The organism is Desulfitibacter alkalitolerans DSM 16504 (assembly GCF_000620305.1).
Classification (GTDB): domain Bacteria; phylum Bacillota; class DSM-16504; order Desulfitibacterales; family Desulfitibacteraceae; genus Desulfitibacter; species Desulfitibacter alkalitolerans.
Genome location: NZ_KK211100.1, coordinates 398,896 through 414,073 on the forward strand (window position 1 = coordinate 398,896; position 15,178 = coordinate 414,073).

General features: G+C 39.8%; 18 protein-coding genes. 1 reads left to right on the plus strand and 17 read right to left on the minus strand.

Annotated elements, in window-relative coordinates; translation table 11 throughout:
* Window positions 1-141: 141 nt before the first annotated feature.
* Window positions 142-975 carry a non-homologous end joining protein Ku gene (gene ku, locus K364_RS0107695; RefSeq protein ID WP_035268379.1) on the plus strand — a complete coding sequence of 278 codons (834 nt, stop codon included), beginning with the start codon at window positions 142-144 and terminating at the stop codon, window positions 973-975.
* Between the two features lie 37 nt (window positions 976-1,012).
* Here the strand turns inward: ku and ligD are convergent, their stop codons facing one another.
* The 17 genes from ligD to K364_RS0107780 form a co-directional block, all read right to left on the minus strand.
* Window positions 1,013-1,897, minus strand: a complete 885-nt coding sequence (gene ligD / locus K364_RS0107700; RefSeq protein ID WP_051533870.1) for a non-homologous end-joining DNA ligase — start codon at window positions 1,895-1,897, stop codon at window positions 1,013-1,015.
* 112 nt (window positions 1,898-2,009) lie between these two features.
* Window positions 2,010-2,975, minus strand: a complete 966-nt coding sequence (locus tag K364_RS0107705) for an ATP-dependent DNA ligase (RefSeq protein WP_028307558.1) — start codon at window positions 2,973-2,975, stop codon at window positions 2,010-2,012.
* 58 nt (window positions 2,976-3,033) lie between these two features.
* Window positions 3,034-4,272 carry a metallophosphoesterase gene (locus K364_RS0107710; protein WP_028307559.1) on the minus strand — a complete coding sequence of 413 codons (1,239 nt, stop codon included), beginning with the start codon at window positions 4,270-4,272 and terminating at the stop codon, window positions 3,034-3,036.
* Window position 4,273: 1 nt separating this feature from the next.
* Window positions 4,274-5,212, minus strand: a complete 939-nt coding sequence (locus K364_RS0107715) for a DMT family transporter (protein ID WP_028307560.1) — start codon at window positions 5,210-5,212, stop codon at window positions 4,274-4,276.
* Window positions 5,213-5,253: 41 nt separating this feature from the next.
* On the minus strand, window positions 5,254-5,610 hold the full coding sequence (locus K364_RS0107720) for a DUF192 domain-containing protein (RefSeq protein WP_028307561.1): 357 nt from the start codon (window positions 5,608-5,610) through the stop codon (window positions 5,254-5,256).
* Between the two features lie 33 nt (window positions 5,611-5,643).
* Complete coding sequence (locus tag K364_RS0107725) at window positions 5,644-6,564, minus strand: type II secretion system F family protein (RefSeq protein WP_028307562.1); 921 nt, start codon at window positions 6,562-6,564, stop codon at window positions 5,644-5,646.
* 21 nt (window positions 6,565-6,585) lie between these two features.
* A complete protein-coding gene (locus K364_RS0107730; protein ID WP_028307563.1) occupies window positions 6,586-7,533 on the minus strand; it encodes a type II secretion system F family protein in 948 nt (315 codons plus the stop codon).
* Window positions 7,530-8,897, minus strand: a complete 1,368-nt coding sequence (locus K364_RS0107735) for a TadA family conjugal transfer-associated ATPase (RefSeq protein WP_028307564.1) — start codon at window positions 8,895-8,897, stop codon at window positions 7,530-7,532. Before K364_RS0107735 ends, K364_RS0107730 begins: the two co-directional genes overlap by 4 nt.
* A 3-nt stretch (window positions 8,898-8,900) precedes the next feature.
* Window positions 8,901-10,106: a CpaE/TadZ family protein gene (locus K364_RS0107740; protein ID WP_028307565.1), complete on the minus strand. Its 1,206-nt coding sequence runs from the start codon at window positions 10,104-10,106 to the stop codon at window positions 8,901-8,903.
* Between the two features lie 8 nt (window positions 10,107-10,114).
* Window positions 10,115-10,810, minus strand: a complete 696-nt coding sequence (cpaB, locus tag K364_RS0107745) for a Flp pilus assembly protein CpaB (RefSeq protein ID WP_028307566.1) — start codon at window positions 10,808-10,810, stop codon at window positions 10,115-10,117.
* A 12-nt stretch (window positions 10,811-10,822) separates the two neighbouring features.
* Window positions 10,823-11,206: a TadE/TadG family type IV pilus assembly protein gene (locus K364_RS0107750; RefSeq protein WP_028307567.1), complete on the minus strand. Its 384-nt coding sequence runs from the start codon at window positions 11,204-11,206 to the stop codon at window positions 10,823-10,825.
* Window positions 11,207-11,224: 18 nt separating this feature from the next.
* Window positions 11,225-11,764, minus strand: coding sequence for an A24 family peptidase (locus K364_RS0107755; RefSeq protein WP_051533871.1), 540 nt, complete (start codon window positions 11,762-11,764; stop codon window positions 11,225-11,227).
* 143 nt (window positions 11,765-11,907) lie between these two features.
* Window positions 11,908-12,084 (minus strand): Flp family type IVb pilin, encoded by a 177-nt coding sequence (locus K364_RS23195; protein WP_035268383.1) that lies wholly within the window; start codon window positions 12,082-12,084, stop codon window positions 11,908-11,910.
* A gap of 120 nt (window positions 12,085-12,204) precedes the next feature.
* Window positions 12,205-12,852, minus strand: coding sequence for a response regulator (locus K364_RS0107765; RefSeq protein ID WP_028307569.1), 648 nt, complete (start codon window positions 12,850-12,852; stop codon window positions 12,205-12,207).
* Window positions 12,853-12,858: 6 nt separating this feature from the next.
* Window positions 12,859-13,989: a sensor histidine kinase gene (locus tag K364_RS0107770; protein ID WP_028307570.1), complete on the minus strand. Its 1,131-nt coding sequence runs from the start codon at window positions 13,987-13,989 to the stop codon at window positions 12,859-12,861.
* A 21-nt stretch (window positions 13,990-14,010) separates the two neighbouring features.
* Window positions 14,011-14,409 carry a ribonuclease HI family protein gene (locus K364_RS0107775; RefSeq protein WP_028307571.1) on the minus strand — a complete coding sequence of 133 codons (399 nt, stop codon included), beginning with the start codon at window positions 14,407-14,409 and terminating at the stop codon, window positions 14,011-14,013.
* A 17-nt stretch (window positions 14,410-14,426) separates the two neighbouring features.
* Window positions 14,427-15,131, minus strand: a complete 705-nt coding sequence (locus K364_RS0107780; RefSeq protein WP_277995574.1) for a zinc ribbon domain-containing protein — start codon at window positions 15,129-15,131, stop codon at window positions 14,427-14,429.
* Between the last annotated feature and the right edge of the window lie 47 nt (window positions 15,132-15,178).

Here is a 15,178-nt window from a genome sequence, read left to right on the forward strand (position 1 = left end):
TAAGTTAATTACCTTTATGCAAGTTGTGGAACAAGTGTAGGTAGAATCCAAAAACACCAGAGGTTTGATTTTTTGTTATTTAAACTTTAAGTGGGGAAAATATACTAATGAGTCGTAATTTAAAGAGGGAGTTGAATAATTATGCAGACTGTTTGGAAGGGCTCTATAAGCTTTGGTTTATTAAATGTACCGGTGAGAATGAGCGTGGCAACAGCAAGGGAGAATGTCAGGTTTCGCACCCTTCATAAGGAGTGCCATACACCTTTAATGCAGAAAAAGTTTTGCCCACATTGTAATAAGGAAGTAGAATATGAGGATACGGTAAGGGGTTATGAATATGAAGACAACAAATTTGTTATCATCTCCGATGAGGACCTGGAAACCATTCCAGTTGCCACTACGAAAACAATTGAAATAGTTGATTTCATTAAGCTTGAAGAGGTTGATCCGGTATATTATGACAAGACCTATTACCTGCGTCCAGGTGATGGAGGAGAAAAACCATATCTCATTTTACGTAATGCAATGCGCGAAACCGGCAGGGTAGCTGTGGCCAAGGTAACCATAAGGCAAAAAGAGCATCTGGCATTAGTTAGAATTATTGGTAATGCCCTGGCTGTAGAAACAATGTTTTTTCCTCATGAAGTTAGAAATGTGGAGGAATTAGGCATTGATAAGCTTGAGGGCAAAATACAAATCCGTAACGAAGAAAGTGAAATGGCAGTGAAGCTTGTGGAAAACCTTACTACTGAGTTTAATCCCCAAAAGTATACTGATGATTATAGGGAAGAGCTTTTAAAGATGATTAGACAAAAAATTGACGGCGAGGAAATTAAAGAAGTTGCAGCTCCAGAGCCCAGGCCCCAGGTTTTAGACCTCATGGAAAAGCTCCGGGCCAGTGTAGAGGCTACAAAAAAAGAAGACAAGGCAGCAAAAAAGGCACCTACGCCCAGAAAAAAAAGAAAAACCGTCTAAAATCCAAGTATTGTGTTTGCATTATATTTTACAAATATCAAATTTTGGGGAGCATTTGTCTCTTGGTCAACACCTCTTGAAAAAGCTCTCCCATATCCTTGATCCTGGAAAGTGTATTGTTTATTGTAAATCTGGTTGGCACAAGACTTTCATCATCTAATTCCTCCCACAATAAAGGTGTGGAGACTGTGGCCTCAGGTGTTGGCCTTAAACTATACACTGCTGGGATTGTCTTGCCCCTTGCATTTTGAACTGCGTCTAGGTAGACCTTGCTACCTCGTTTTTTTACATTGCGTTCAGTTGTGGCAAGCCCTGGATTAGCTTCCTCAACAAAATGACAAAGCTTTAGTAGAAAATCCCGAACCTGACTAAAGTTATATCTGGGCTCAATAGGAATATAGATATGAACACCTGTTGCTCCAGAGGTTTTAGGTACGGCAGTCAGTTTGAATTCATCAATTATGACTTTAAACAGCCTGGCTATAGTTTGAGCCTCTTTAAAACCTGTATTTCCAGATGGATCTATATCCAATACTGCAATATCGGGCTTATCCAAATTTGGAACACGGGAAAACCATGTATGCATCTCAATACATGCCCTGTTGGCTATCCATATCAAACTTGGAAGGTCATTTATTAAACACCATTGAACATAGCCCTTCTTAGACGAATATATAGGAGTAGTCGTAAGCCAGTCAGGAGCCTCCCTGGGGCATTGTTTTTGATAAAAGCTTTTCCCATTAATGCCATCTGGATAAGGCTTCATTGAAAAAGGTCTATTCTTGATATGGGGCAGCAGGTATTGAGCTGCTTTAATATAATAATTTATCATATCACCTTTAGTTATGTTTAAATCAGGCCAGAATACTTTATCTAAATTTGTCAGTTTTATTTCTTTACCTTCAATAGTTAATACATTCAAGAACAGCACTTCCTCTATAAGGGATGAAGCATTTTTTAACCAGTTCAATAACTGTATTTATATTATGCTTAACAGACTATAGCTCTATTGTTATATTAAAAATTCTACCCACCTATTTATTTTTAAAAAACCAGCCAGAAGAACCGTCCCCCTGGTTAAAAGCTATTACCTTGGGATTACGCAGTTTAAAGTCTTCAGTCCATTCAGTATACTCCAGCTTTATGCAGAGTTCAGGTTTTACCCAGTGGTATTCCTCACCCTTTGATTTTCTTGGTGGATTTGCAAAGGGTGTTTTGACAGGTTTATCTGCAGATCCTTCAAAATATTGCTGCAGCACTAACCACTGATTGTGGCTTACCCCAGAGCTGGCATTTCCTATGTAGTACAGCAAATTGTCACTCTCGTTAAACAAACCTACTAACAGAGAACGTATTTCTCCCATTTTTGTTGAATATCCTCCGATTACAGCAGTTAGCTCCTGCCATACCTTGATCTTTTGCCAGTAACTGGTCCTTTCACCAAAAATATATGGACTGTCCAACCTTTTAGCTATTATACCCTCAAGTTTTTCACCCTCTACTGCTTTAAAGAGTTCCACCCCTTTATCCAAGATGCTATCCACACTTTTTATAAATGGATTTTCAGGTAATACTTTTTCTAGGATTTCCTGTCTTCCAGTCAAAGGCCTATGAGCAATGCAATTATTAGCATAGTAGACTATGTCAAAAACCATGTAGTAAACAGGAATTATTTCTATTAACTGAGATATTTTCATGCTATTCTTAGCCAGGTCCCTCTTTAACACGCGCCTGAAATTAGGCTTCATATCCTGATTAAGGGTAATAATTTCTCCGTCCAGGATTATCCCCCTGGGAAGTTTATCAAGAAATTCTACTATTTCAGGATATTGCCTGGTCCTTTCATTCATTCTTCTGTTAAATAGACGTGTTCCAGCTTCAAGGGTATAAGCAAGACAGCGAACACCATCCCATTTAACCTGGAATAGATGCTCTTTGGAATCAAAGGGTTTGTTTAATACTATTGGCTCCATTGGTTTAATTGGAAAAGGTATGGTCAAAGAGATACCTCCTACTAAGCAAATAAGACGCAAGGAAATCCCTGTGTCTTATATTGTGTTATATAATTTGGGCCGGGACCAGCCTTAATTGAACAATCTCACAGGGTACTCCCATCCTTAGTGGAAACCAGTCACCAGATCCTACATGAACAAATAAGGTATGGCCCTGAGGGCTGTGATAAATTCCCTTTACATAACGAAATAATCTATTTCCGGGGTTGAATAATTCATTGCCCCTTAAATCTTTCAATACCAACTGACCACCATGGGTATGACCTGCAAGGGTAAGGGGTATTCCCATGACTGCAGCAGCATCAAAGGCATGGGGATGGTGAGCCAATAGTATTCTCAAAGCATTGTCTGCACTACTGTCTTCTTCAGCCTTTTGTATGAAGGAGAAATTATTGTTATCCCTATGGGTAAAATCTATGCCCATAATTTTTAAAGGTGTCCTGCCGGTATCTATTATGACTGATTCATTTAGTAAAAGGTCCAACTCCGCACCACGCACCTTGTTAATCCATCTATAGGGATCCTGGATTTTATCATGGTTTCCCAGACATAGATATACCCCCATGGGAGCCTTTAATTCTCCAACTGTTTCAAGGAGATCAGGCATATATTGGAGATCCTGGTCTAGTATATCACCTGTTACTGCTATAATGTCACTTTTTAAGGAATTAGCCTCAGCGACTATCCTCTCTATTCTATCTCTTCCTGTAACCATGCCAATATGTAAATCAGACAAATGGGTAATTGTTAGCTTATCCAAGTCATCCGGAAGGCCTGCTACTGGCAGGTCCTTTGTGTATATATTTAATCTATCCTTTGTAGCTACTGCAGCTATAGTGCTTCCACTGACTATTAAGGGAGGCGCTGCTACCAATGCTAAACGCAAGAGTTTTCTTCTACTTAAAGAGCTAGAGTTATTTTGATCTATTTTTGTTTGTAAACCATGCTTACTAGCCCTGGACTTTTTGGTAAAATAATTATAAACAGAGATAGGCACACCTAGAATACCCATTCCAATCATCCAGAAAAAAATGGAGCCCATCCACAAATAGAAAAGAGCCAGCCATCCCCAGGGTCCCCTGCCAAGTGGATTGTCAAAGTAAGGAATGGTCATCCCTATTACTGGTATAAATATAATAGATATCCATATCAAAAGAGCTAATCTAGTCACATTACGAGCTCTAGGGTATTGTGCCAGATCGCTGCGCAGCCAATAATCACTTACCAGATACCATGATAAATTCAGCAATAGTATAGATGTTACAGCTATTAAGAAGATACTCATATTAACCACTTTCCTTTAATCTTACATTTGCTGGCTTGTCAAGGACTTCTGACTTCTTCCTGTTGGCAGTATACACACCCAGGAAAATTAACAGCCCTCCTGCCAGGTGAAAATACTTTAACTGTTCTCCAAGGATCAGAATTGAGAAAACAGCTGCCGCCAGTGGAACCACATTTTGAAATACTGCTACTTTACTGGCATTTAAGTATTTTACCCCATGATACCAAAAAACAAACGCCATGGCACTAGCAGCCACAGCTAAAAATATAATGGAAAAAATAGTACCTCCACTTATTTCATTAACTTCCAGCACCCTATAGTGTGGAATTGCTAATAGGGTCAGGATTATTGCACCTATACCACATGCATAGGTTATGGTTAACAGGGAGCTAAATTTTTTACCGGTGAACTTACCTACTATGGTGTATATGGACCAGTTGAAAATAGCAAAAGTAATCAGAATGTCCCCTGGATTAAAGTTAAGCTTCAATAAAACCTCTATGGAACCTGAAGAAATAATAAACAACACTCCGGCAATGGATAGCAGAACACCCAACCAGTGCCTTATGGTAACCTCCTCTTTTAATATCCATGAAGAAAGGAGTGCAGTAAACACAGGTCCTGCAGCTACAATCAAGGAGCCATTTAATGCATAAGTATATTTCAAGCCTGTAAAAAAACATATGTTATATATGACAATGCCAGTAAGCCCCGCAGCAAATAATAATGGCAAATCCCTTAAACTGACAAGGATGTTCCTGCCTTCTTTAAGAATCAGAATAGGCAGCAGTACTAAAAAAGCCAGTATAAATCTAGAGCTTGCCGCTACCAGGGGATGAAGCTCCCCAACTGCATATCTTCCAGCAACAAAAGAAGCCCCCCATGAGATGGTGGCCAGCAATAATAGAATATATATAATCCACTTCTTTGAAAAGTCCATTGAAAAATTTCCCCTTGCTAATATTATGCGTTATTATTATTTTACTCCATATTATGGTTTGTGCAAGGAATAAATTCTAATTTTTCTCCCTTCTTAATTGACAGCCTATCCAGGGTTCCTCCTTTAAATTCCAATACCTTGCTGCTTCCCTTTACAGGAGGCCATATACTCCAGGGAGGAATATCTTTTACTATATTAACTATATAATTATCCTTTGATAAAAAAACAACATCTATGTGAAATTTCATGAAAAAAGTATGGATGGAGCTGCAAGGCCATAACAAAAGAGCTTCATCATCCTGTAATTCTCTTCTGCCCATTAGACCCTTGAACCTGCTGAAAAAGGTACTTGCAACCTGGATTTTGATTTCTTGATTTCCATCAGTATATTTGAACATCTTAACCCTCCCACTATATAATCTGTTTACCTCTTACATACTCATGAACATCTTGATAAGCTGTATAAGAGCAGGACCTAATAGAACAATGAAGATGCAAGGAAATATAAAAAATACCATTGGGAAAAGCATCTTAATAGGAGCTTTCATTGCCTTTTCTTCCGCCCTTTGCCGACGATTAACCCTCATCTGCCCAGATTGGATTCTCAACATGTTGCCCATGCTTACTCCCAACTGATCTGCCTGGACAACTGCACCTATAAAGTTAGATAGATCATCCACCTGGGTTCGGCTTACCATATCCTTTAGAGCATCCCGCCTGGCTTTCCCCATTTTAATTTCTTTCAATACTATGGTAAACTCCCTGGCAATTTCCCCCTTGACCTTTGTAGTTACCTTGGCTATGGCTGAATCAAACCCCAGACCTGCTTCCACACTTACTGTTAGCAAATCAATTACATCAGGCAGGTTTCTTTGAATGTCTTTTTGCCTTTGTTGAGTCTTGTTTTTTAAATACAGCCTGGGCAGATTATAGCCTAACAGGGCAAACAGTGCCCCCCAAAAGGCTGCCATTATATATCCAAAATCTAATAAATGGGCAAGAAATGCCCCACCAAGTGCAAAGATCACACATAATGCAAGTTGTATAGAGATGAACTCATATGGTCCCAAATCTTCTGGGCTGCCTGCAATGATAAGTCTTTTTTCTATATTATCAATGCCCTTTTGAGGTAATAGCCTGCTCATTTTGGAGGATGTGACTTCCATTAGAGGCTTTAAGATCCTATCCTTTAGCGGCTTATTAAGTTCATTTATTTCATCTTCCCTGGTGTTTTCAGCCACCTTTTCAAGGCGTGATTTAAGAAGTCGTTTTTTTCTAGTTAACAGCTCTACTGCTGTAGCAATTAACAAGCTTGTAGTTAAAAACACCAGGATAAGTAGTACATATAACATGGTTATTTCCCCTTTGTACTTTTATACTTCTATTTGAATAACCTTCTTAATCAGCAAAAAGCCTATTATCTGTGCCCCAATCCCCAGGCCTATCATTATTAAACCCCATGGGTCTCTAAAAAGTGTGAGTATATAGTTTTGATCTATCATAAAAATCATAAGTGCTAAACCTATGGGCAGTGAACCGATTACCATTCCTGAAATTCTCCCCTGGGCTGTAAGGGTCCTTATCTCACCAGCAATTCTAATTCGCTCCCTGATGGTGCTGGAAATATTGTCTAAAACCTCTGCTAGATTGCCACCAACCTGTCTTTGGATTAGTATGGCTGTAATAACTAGATCCAAGTCATCGCTGCCTACCCTTTCAGAAAGATTATTAAGGGCATTTTGTGTAGGCGTGCCCATGGATATCTCTCTTAAGGTTCTGCTAAATTCTCCCGAAATAGGATTTGGCATCTCCTTGCTCACCATGTCCATGGCTTGAATGAAGCTGAAACCGGCCCTCATGGAATTTGATATAATCACAAGGGCATCTCCAATTTGTTTGTCAAACAGCTTTAAACGTTTTTTGATGGCAGATTCTACTATGAGTTTGGGCATTATGGAGGAGACTAGTACAAGGATAATGGTCAGCCCTATATTTTGAAACAGAACAAGCCCTAAGATAATGGCTGCTATAATTGTTAATGAAATAGCAGTTAAGAACTCTTCTCCCTTCAGGGGGATGCCAGCCTGCAAGAGCTTTTTTTCCACCTTTTTGACCCTGTTTTTGGCAACCCAAAATCTGCTTAAAGCCCTCAGCAGTTCCATCAAACTTAGTCCGGTCAAAAACCTTTTCTTTTCCTGTTGGCTGCCTGCCACCTCTTTAAGTCTCTTATTTAAGAAGCGCTGCTCCCTGGTTAAAAAGTGATGAATCAAGAAAACTACCAGGGCAGCATTTATAGCTAATAAAACTGGCACATGGATCATAACTCCACCCCATCCCTGAAGCCGCTAAAAGGTTCAAAGATGCTTTCCGACAGATTTACACCAGTACCCTTTAGCTTATCAGCAAACTTGGGCCTGATACCTGTAGCTTTGTGCTGGCCCATGACCTTGCCTTCTCTCATCATACCATCCTGTTTGTATATGAAAATATCCTGTAAAACAGGTATATCACCCTCTAACCCAAGGACTTCTGTAATATGTGTGATTTTTCTGCTCCCATCCTTCATCCTGGACTGCTGTATTATCAGGTCAACAGCTGAGACAATCTGCTCTCTAATGGCCCGTATTGGCAAATCCATTCCGGCCATGAGCACCATTGTCTCAAGCCTTGCCAGCATATCCCTGGGAGTGTTGGCATGGGCTGTAGTTAGAGATCCGTCATGGCCTGTATTCATTGCCTGGAGCATATCCAGAGCCTCACCGCTTCTAACCTCACCTACAACCACTCTGTTTGGTCTCATACGTAATGAGTTTCTTACAAGGTCACGAATGGTTATTGCTCCTGTACCCTCTATATTAGGAGGCCTGGTTTCTAAAGAGATGACATGTGGCTGGGAAAGCTGCAGCTCCGCAGCATCCTCAATGGTAACTATTCTCTCATCCTTCCCAATAAAGCTCGAAAGGCAGTTTAGGAGTGTAGTCTTGCCTGAGCCAGTACCCCCTGAAACTATAATGTTAAGCCTTGCCCTGACACATGCCTCTATAAACTTGGCCATCTCAGGGGTTAAGGTTCCAAACCTGATTAAATCTACAATTGTAAAGGGCTCCTTGGAAAACTTTCTAATGGTAATTGTGGGCCCAGTAAGGGCAAGGGGTGGAATAATACAGTTAACCCTGGAGCCATCAGACAGCCTTGCATCAACCATGGGCATGCTTTCATCTATTCTTCTGCCAATTGGTGAGACAATTTTTTCTATTATATGCATCACATGATCGTTATCACGAAACCTCACATTGGTTAATTCAAGCTTGCCCCTTCGCTCAATATAAACATTATCTGGTCCATTAACCATTATTTCTGTAATGGTTTCATCCTCCATGAGTTTTGTTATAGGTCCTAGACCATTTATTTCATCAAGCATGTCCTTTATTAGCTGCTGCTTTTCTGCCCTGGGCAAATATACCTTCTGCTCATCAATTAGCTCACTTATTTTTTCTTGAATATCCTTATCTGTTTTTTCCTTATCAGTTTCTACTTTTCCAAACTCCTTAATAATTTTTAAATGGAGCTCCCTTTTTAATTCCTGGTAGGCTTCTCTCTCTGAAGGCCCAGTATTTATTATACTGCCAAAGTCTTTTCGTTTAGTTGCTGTTGGACTATTCTCCAGCCTTTGCATCAAGGACATATGTTACACCCCTTGTATGGATAATATTCTATTTAACAGCCCTTTCTTTTGAGGAACCATTTTGGGCTTTTTCAAAACTGACCAGCTCAAAGCTTCTATTGACTGGGCTATCTTTGATGCAGGGTTACTGATCATGAAGGGAATACCCTTGTTTATGGAATCTACAACTAGCTTTTCTGAATGGGGAATTTCAAAATCCATATGCTTATCTAAGGTTCTTTCCACGTCCGGCACATTAAGCCCCCAGTCGCTGCTTGCCTTGTTTAAAACGAGCTTTACCTTGTCCAAATGCTGAAGGGATTCCAGTACCTCTAGTGACAACCTGGTATTTTTTATGGAAAGCAAATCCAGGGAGAGCATTAGATATACTGTCTGGGAAAAATCCATCACTGTAAGATTGAGATCGCTAAAGGAAGAAGCAGTATCAATGATTATGAAATCATAACCTTCCTTGAGGATTTTTAAAATGGTTTCAATATGGTCACCTGTAATTAGCTCTGAATACTCAGGCCTTGCAGGGGCTGGCAATATATCCACTTCTGAACCCGGGTGTTTCATCATGTAATTTTGAATCAGTTCTAAGTCAAACTCACCCTTTTCCTGTACCAGGTGACTAATGGTCCTCTTGGGCATCAAATTAAGCATTGCCGAAACATCACCAAACTGTACATCCAGATCCAGCAGGGCAACCTTTTTAGACGTTAATGTCTGCAGGCTAATGGCAAGATTTACAGCAAGGGTGGTCTTGCCTACTCCTCCCTTGGTGCTAAAGACTGTGATAATCTTGGGGTCATTTTTTGTATAGGTTTGCTCAAGGAGGGTTTTATTCTTCTTGCGGTGTTCCATCCGCCATACCTTTTTTATTGCCTGTACAAGTTCCTCTTCAGTAAAAGGCTTTGTAATATAGTCCTTGGCACCTGCCCTCATGGCCTTTTTCATGTACTCCATTTCAGCCTGTACAGTCATCATAATTACCGATATTTCCGGATAAAGGATGGTTAGCTGTTCAGTAGCCTCTAGACCATTAATATCCGGCATGTTTATATCCATAAGGACTATATCTGGCTGTCTGCTTTTTATTGTTTTCAGGGCTTCCTTTCCACTTGCAGCCTCACCTACTACCGTAATCTCATGGTCAAGAGACAGTAATCGCTTAACATTATCACGGGTTTCCTGGATATCATCAACTATCATTACTCTAATGGTCATATTAATACCTACCTTCCAAGTAATTCTTGCAGGTTTATATGGCCCTCGCCAACTCTTCCCTCTTCTCGAGGTGATCTGAGGAGCATTCTAATGTTACCTGCCTCTGAGGCTAACACAAGCTTGGGAGCATGGGCAGGATTTACCTGTAGGGTTATTGTCTGTTGTTCCCTGCCCTGATCCTGAATATTTCTTACCATCTGGGTTCCAAGTGCTAAAACTTCAATATTTTCCAAAACATAACTGGTCTGGGTGGTTTCATTAGTATTTATTGTAACCAGAATGTCAACCCTGTCCCCTGGTAGGATTAAATAGTTTAGCGCAGAGACCTGATTAATACCCAGGGTCAGTGCCCTCATGCCCGGGGCAAGGGCATAGGCCAGGCCTTCCTCAGTAGAGAATTGATCCATGATATGGGTGCTTAGGATTCCCTCACCTTTGGTCAGGGGCACCTTGTTAATTTTACCTGCAGCCATATCCATCTGCAATGTGGAATTGGGATGGGCATATTCTGCGGGAATCTTTTTCATTACCAGAAGATCCTTAGTTAACACCGTATCCTGTGGTATATTTACAGCGGCCACCACTACTTCAGTATATTCTGTTGTATCAAGCTCAGCTTTAATGTTTTCCAGATACAAATAAGCAACTGTTGCAGTGATAATACTGATTATAAGAGTTATTAGTAACAGCTTTTTGTTTATCATTTGCCTTCCCCTTTATTCAACCCTCATGGTGGCATCACCAGATACCCATTGAGGATTCCCAAATATTTGTGATATTACCGGCATGTAAATCTGTACGGGGTAAGATACCTTTACCGTTAGCTGACTGCCCCTGGTAGGGTTTAGTGGGCTTACTTCAATTTGTATATTTTCCTCACTCAACACACCCGCAGAGTCTTTTACCCTGGCTATAATGCTGTTAGCATCATTGCCAACTGCACCAAGCCTGGCTCCCTCTCTAGCTGCATGGTTGACAGTAAGGTACGTAAAGAACACCCTGGAGGTTTCAACCACTCCCCCAAGGAGCAGCAGGAAAACTGGCAGAACTAAGGCTAATTCAACCAGGGCCTGTCCCCTTTTGTTTCTGATCCACTTCATCTTTCATCACCTGACACTTTACCGAAATAGTAGTACAAGGATAGCTCCAACAAAGATGGCAATCCCATAGGGAAATGCATATTTCTCCTGCCCTTGAAATGTGTTATTTTCATTCACCTGTCTCCTAAAAACAGGTTCTGCTATGAACAAATACAGGTTGGCTGTTAATCTGCCAAGGACCTCTCTCCACATGCCCCTTTTGATAATAAGGGCTACAGCTATTACACCCCCTGTTAAAAAGGTTGCCAGCAGGGCCTCAAAGGCGAAGGTAAATCCCATTAAAGCACCTACAGTCATAAGAAGCTTAACATCCCCTGCACCTATCCCCCCCATGATAAAGGGCAGTATCAGTACTGCCAGAACTATGCCAATACCCTTAAGTGAGTCCACTAACCCTTCTACACCGTATAGGGTGCTGTTTAAGACTAACCCTATTACCAGGGCCGGGAAGGTTATTAAGTTGTAGATTTTCCTCTGTCTTATGTCTGTTATCAGGCAAAGGCTAAGAACAATTATAAGTATTGCATTTGTTATATTTGTTATATATGGGGCTTCCATAATAACCTTCCTTTCTTAGGGCCGTTTGTGTCCAAAATAGTTTCTTAAAAAGAAACCCTACTTTAGTAGGGGGTTTTGTTGGGTGGGGGATTATAGTCGGTTTAATTAAAAAAAATACTTTTTTAGAATAGCTAACTATTAATTTAGCTTCCTCCGGCAGGTAATTGATCAACTATTGCTTGGAAGACATCTCTAATCTGTGTACCCATGGTAGCCAAAAGACCTACAACCACTACTGCAATTAGCCCTAAAATCAAGCCATACTCAGTTAGACCCTGTCCATCTTCTTCCTTCCAGAACTTCTTCACTAGATTTAACATTATATATATACCTCCTTAAAATTTTCTTAACCATATTCTACATGGGAATCAAAAAAATGAGTATCCGGCAAGGTACCCATTTTCCTGTAAATGTAAGTCCTAAAATTAAAGACTATAGTCCTATATTAGCTTTTCCTTTATGGCCCAGATTGCCACTTGGACCCTGTCTCTTAAATCAAGCTTTCGAAGTATATTTGTTATATGATTTTTGACAGTTTTTTCACTAATATACAGGGCTGATGCAATTTCCTTGTTGCTCAAGCCTTTGGCCATAAGCTTGACCAGTTCTAGTTCTCTATCAGTTAATTCGTTGCCTTTAAAATCTCTGTTCTGCCTGCTTGCCAGGGTTGTGTAGCTATTTAGGACCTTGGCAGCTATCTGGGGATGTATGAAGGATTGACCCTTTTGTACATTTTTAATGGCATCTATTAATCTTTCAGTTTCCACATCCTTCAAAAAATAACCCTTGGCACCCGCTTTGAGGATTTGTAAAATTCTATCCTCTTCCTCACATACAGTAAGGGCTATTACTTCTGTGCCTGGAAGCATGTCCCGAATCCTCATACATGCCTCTATGCCATCTATTCCTGGCATGTTAATATCCATTACAACCACATCTGGTTTAACATCTTTAGCAATTTCAATAGCCTGGTCTCCGTCATTTGCCTTCCCTACAACCTGTATTGCATCATCAAAGGAAAGAATTTTCTCCAAGCCTTCAGTTATTAATGGATGATCATCAACCAGCAAAACCTTTATAGTTTTCAATGAATATCACCTCTCCTTCAACGGAATAACAGCTGAAATCCTAGTTCCACTATTTGGCGAGGAAACTATTTTTACATCCCCTCCAAGGAGTCTAGCCCATTCTCTCATTCCCTTTAATCCAAATCTATTTGATTGCAGACCTTCTTCAACATTGAAACCAACACCGTCATCTGATATTACTGCATTAATTTTAAGGGGAGCCCTTTCCATATTAACTCTTACCATGGATGCCTTTGAATGTTTCTTAACATTATTTATACATTCCTGAATAATTCTAAAGATTGCCACTTCTATTTCTGGTGCATAAATCTGCTCATTTCCAGAAAACTGAAAATCAACTTGAATACCATTCTTATCCTGGAAGTCCATGAGGAAACGTTTTAGTGCAGATATTAATCCAAGATCATCTAGATCCATGGGCCTTAAGTCAAAGAGTATTTTACGAATTTCTTCAAGGGTCTTTCGAGCAAAGCTTTTTAATTGTGACAGTTCTTCTGGAAGAACCTCCGGCCTCTTCTCCAAAATCTTTTCACAAAACTCTATCCGCAGCACTATATTTGCCAGGGACTGGGCGGGACCATCATGGATTCCCCTTGCTACCCGTCTTCTTTCTTCCTCTTGAGCCTTAATAACAGCAAGTCCTAATTCCTGCCAGTCTTGAATCTTACCAATTTCCTCCTGGATGGATTTTAAGTTGGAGCTTAGAAACTTCATTGCCACCCCAACCTGGGAAACAAGGGACTCGGCCTTCTCAACTGTTTGCTTCATTCTTTTATACTGCTGCTCAAGCTCGAATCTTTTTAGTTTGAAATGTTCTTCTTTTTCTCTTAGCAAGGCCAGCTGCACCTGTATGTCCTTGGCTGTTTCATAAGCAGACCTTATATCACTTTCTCCGAACTTATGAAAGTTCTTACTAACCTCGGCAAGCCTTAATCTGGCCTTTTTTTCTTTTTTTTCCCACCAGTCAACTTGTTCAACAATTTCAAGGGTGTCATTTTTTATTTTGAGCATGGCCGCCTCTGCCCTAACGCACTCCTGTCTAGCTTCTTCAGCTATTTCATAAAGCTGGTTCTTGCCTGTTTCTATCCTTGAAATAACATCCTTGAGAATCTTATCTATTATTCCAGACTCAATCATTAGCCTCACTCCCGAAATCTACTACTGACTGTCAAGTGCCATATTGGCTAGTTTATCTGCTTCCTTGTTCTGTTCTCTGGGAATGTGAATTGCTGCAAAATTTTTAAAGTTCCTGGTTAATGCTTTTACATTCTCGTATAGGGGTTTTAAGCCTTCATTTTTTACTCTATATTCTCCTGAAAGCTGTTTTACAAGGAGCTGACTATCAGCATATAGCTTTACCCCGGAAGCCCCTAGACCTACTGCTAACTCCAACCCCCTAATTACAGCCTTATACTCTGCAACATTATTTGTAGTTACACCAATATATTCGTTATCTTTCTTTAAAATTTGACCATCTAAATCATAAATTATCACACCAACTGCTGCTTTACCAGGGTTACCCCTGGATGCACCATCTGTATAGATTTTTATTTCCATTATTCCACCCCAACACATCACAAATTAATAACTAATATTCTACCACAGTTTTCACAAATCACCAACTTATTTCCAGTCTTGACTTCCCCCAAATCAACCTTAGAGATATCAATGTTGCAGCCCCCACATTTACCCCCTTTTACAAGGGCCAGCACATTGTTGCCAAGCTTTTTTGCATGTTTTAAATAGATTTCCAACAGACTATTATCTATTTCTTTTTCCATTTCCTTTATTTGTTTAGCTAATTCATTAAGATTAACCTTATCTATCTCCTTGCTTTGCTTGTATTTATTGATCTCATCTTGATAAGGTCTATATTCTTTCATCAGCTCTTGCTTTTTGTCCTCTAATTCCCTTTGTATTGAAGAAAACTCTTCATTTTCCCTAAGATATGTCTCTTCCGTATGTTTTTTATGACCACCTAGCTCATCCAGCTTTTTTTGCATTGATAACAGTTCCTTTGGATTTAGAACATTTCCCTCATAAAGCTGTTTTTCCAAGTCCTTTTCCTTTGCTTCAATATCTTTTATTAAAGCATTTATTTTTTTTACAAGCTTATTCTTTTCATCCATTAAACCTTTCAGTTCTTCTTTTTCTCTATTAATTTGTTCGATCCTTCCTTTCCACTCAAGCAGTTCTTCTTTTTTGGCAGTAGAGTTAACCTTTTCTTTTAGTTTAAAATATTCACCTCGTAGGTTTTGATATTCGTAAAGTTTTTTCATATTCACTAAAAGCACCTCCATAGGATAATAAATAACTAAAAGGATAG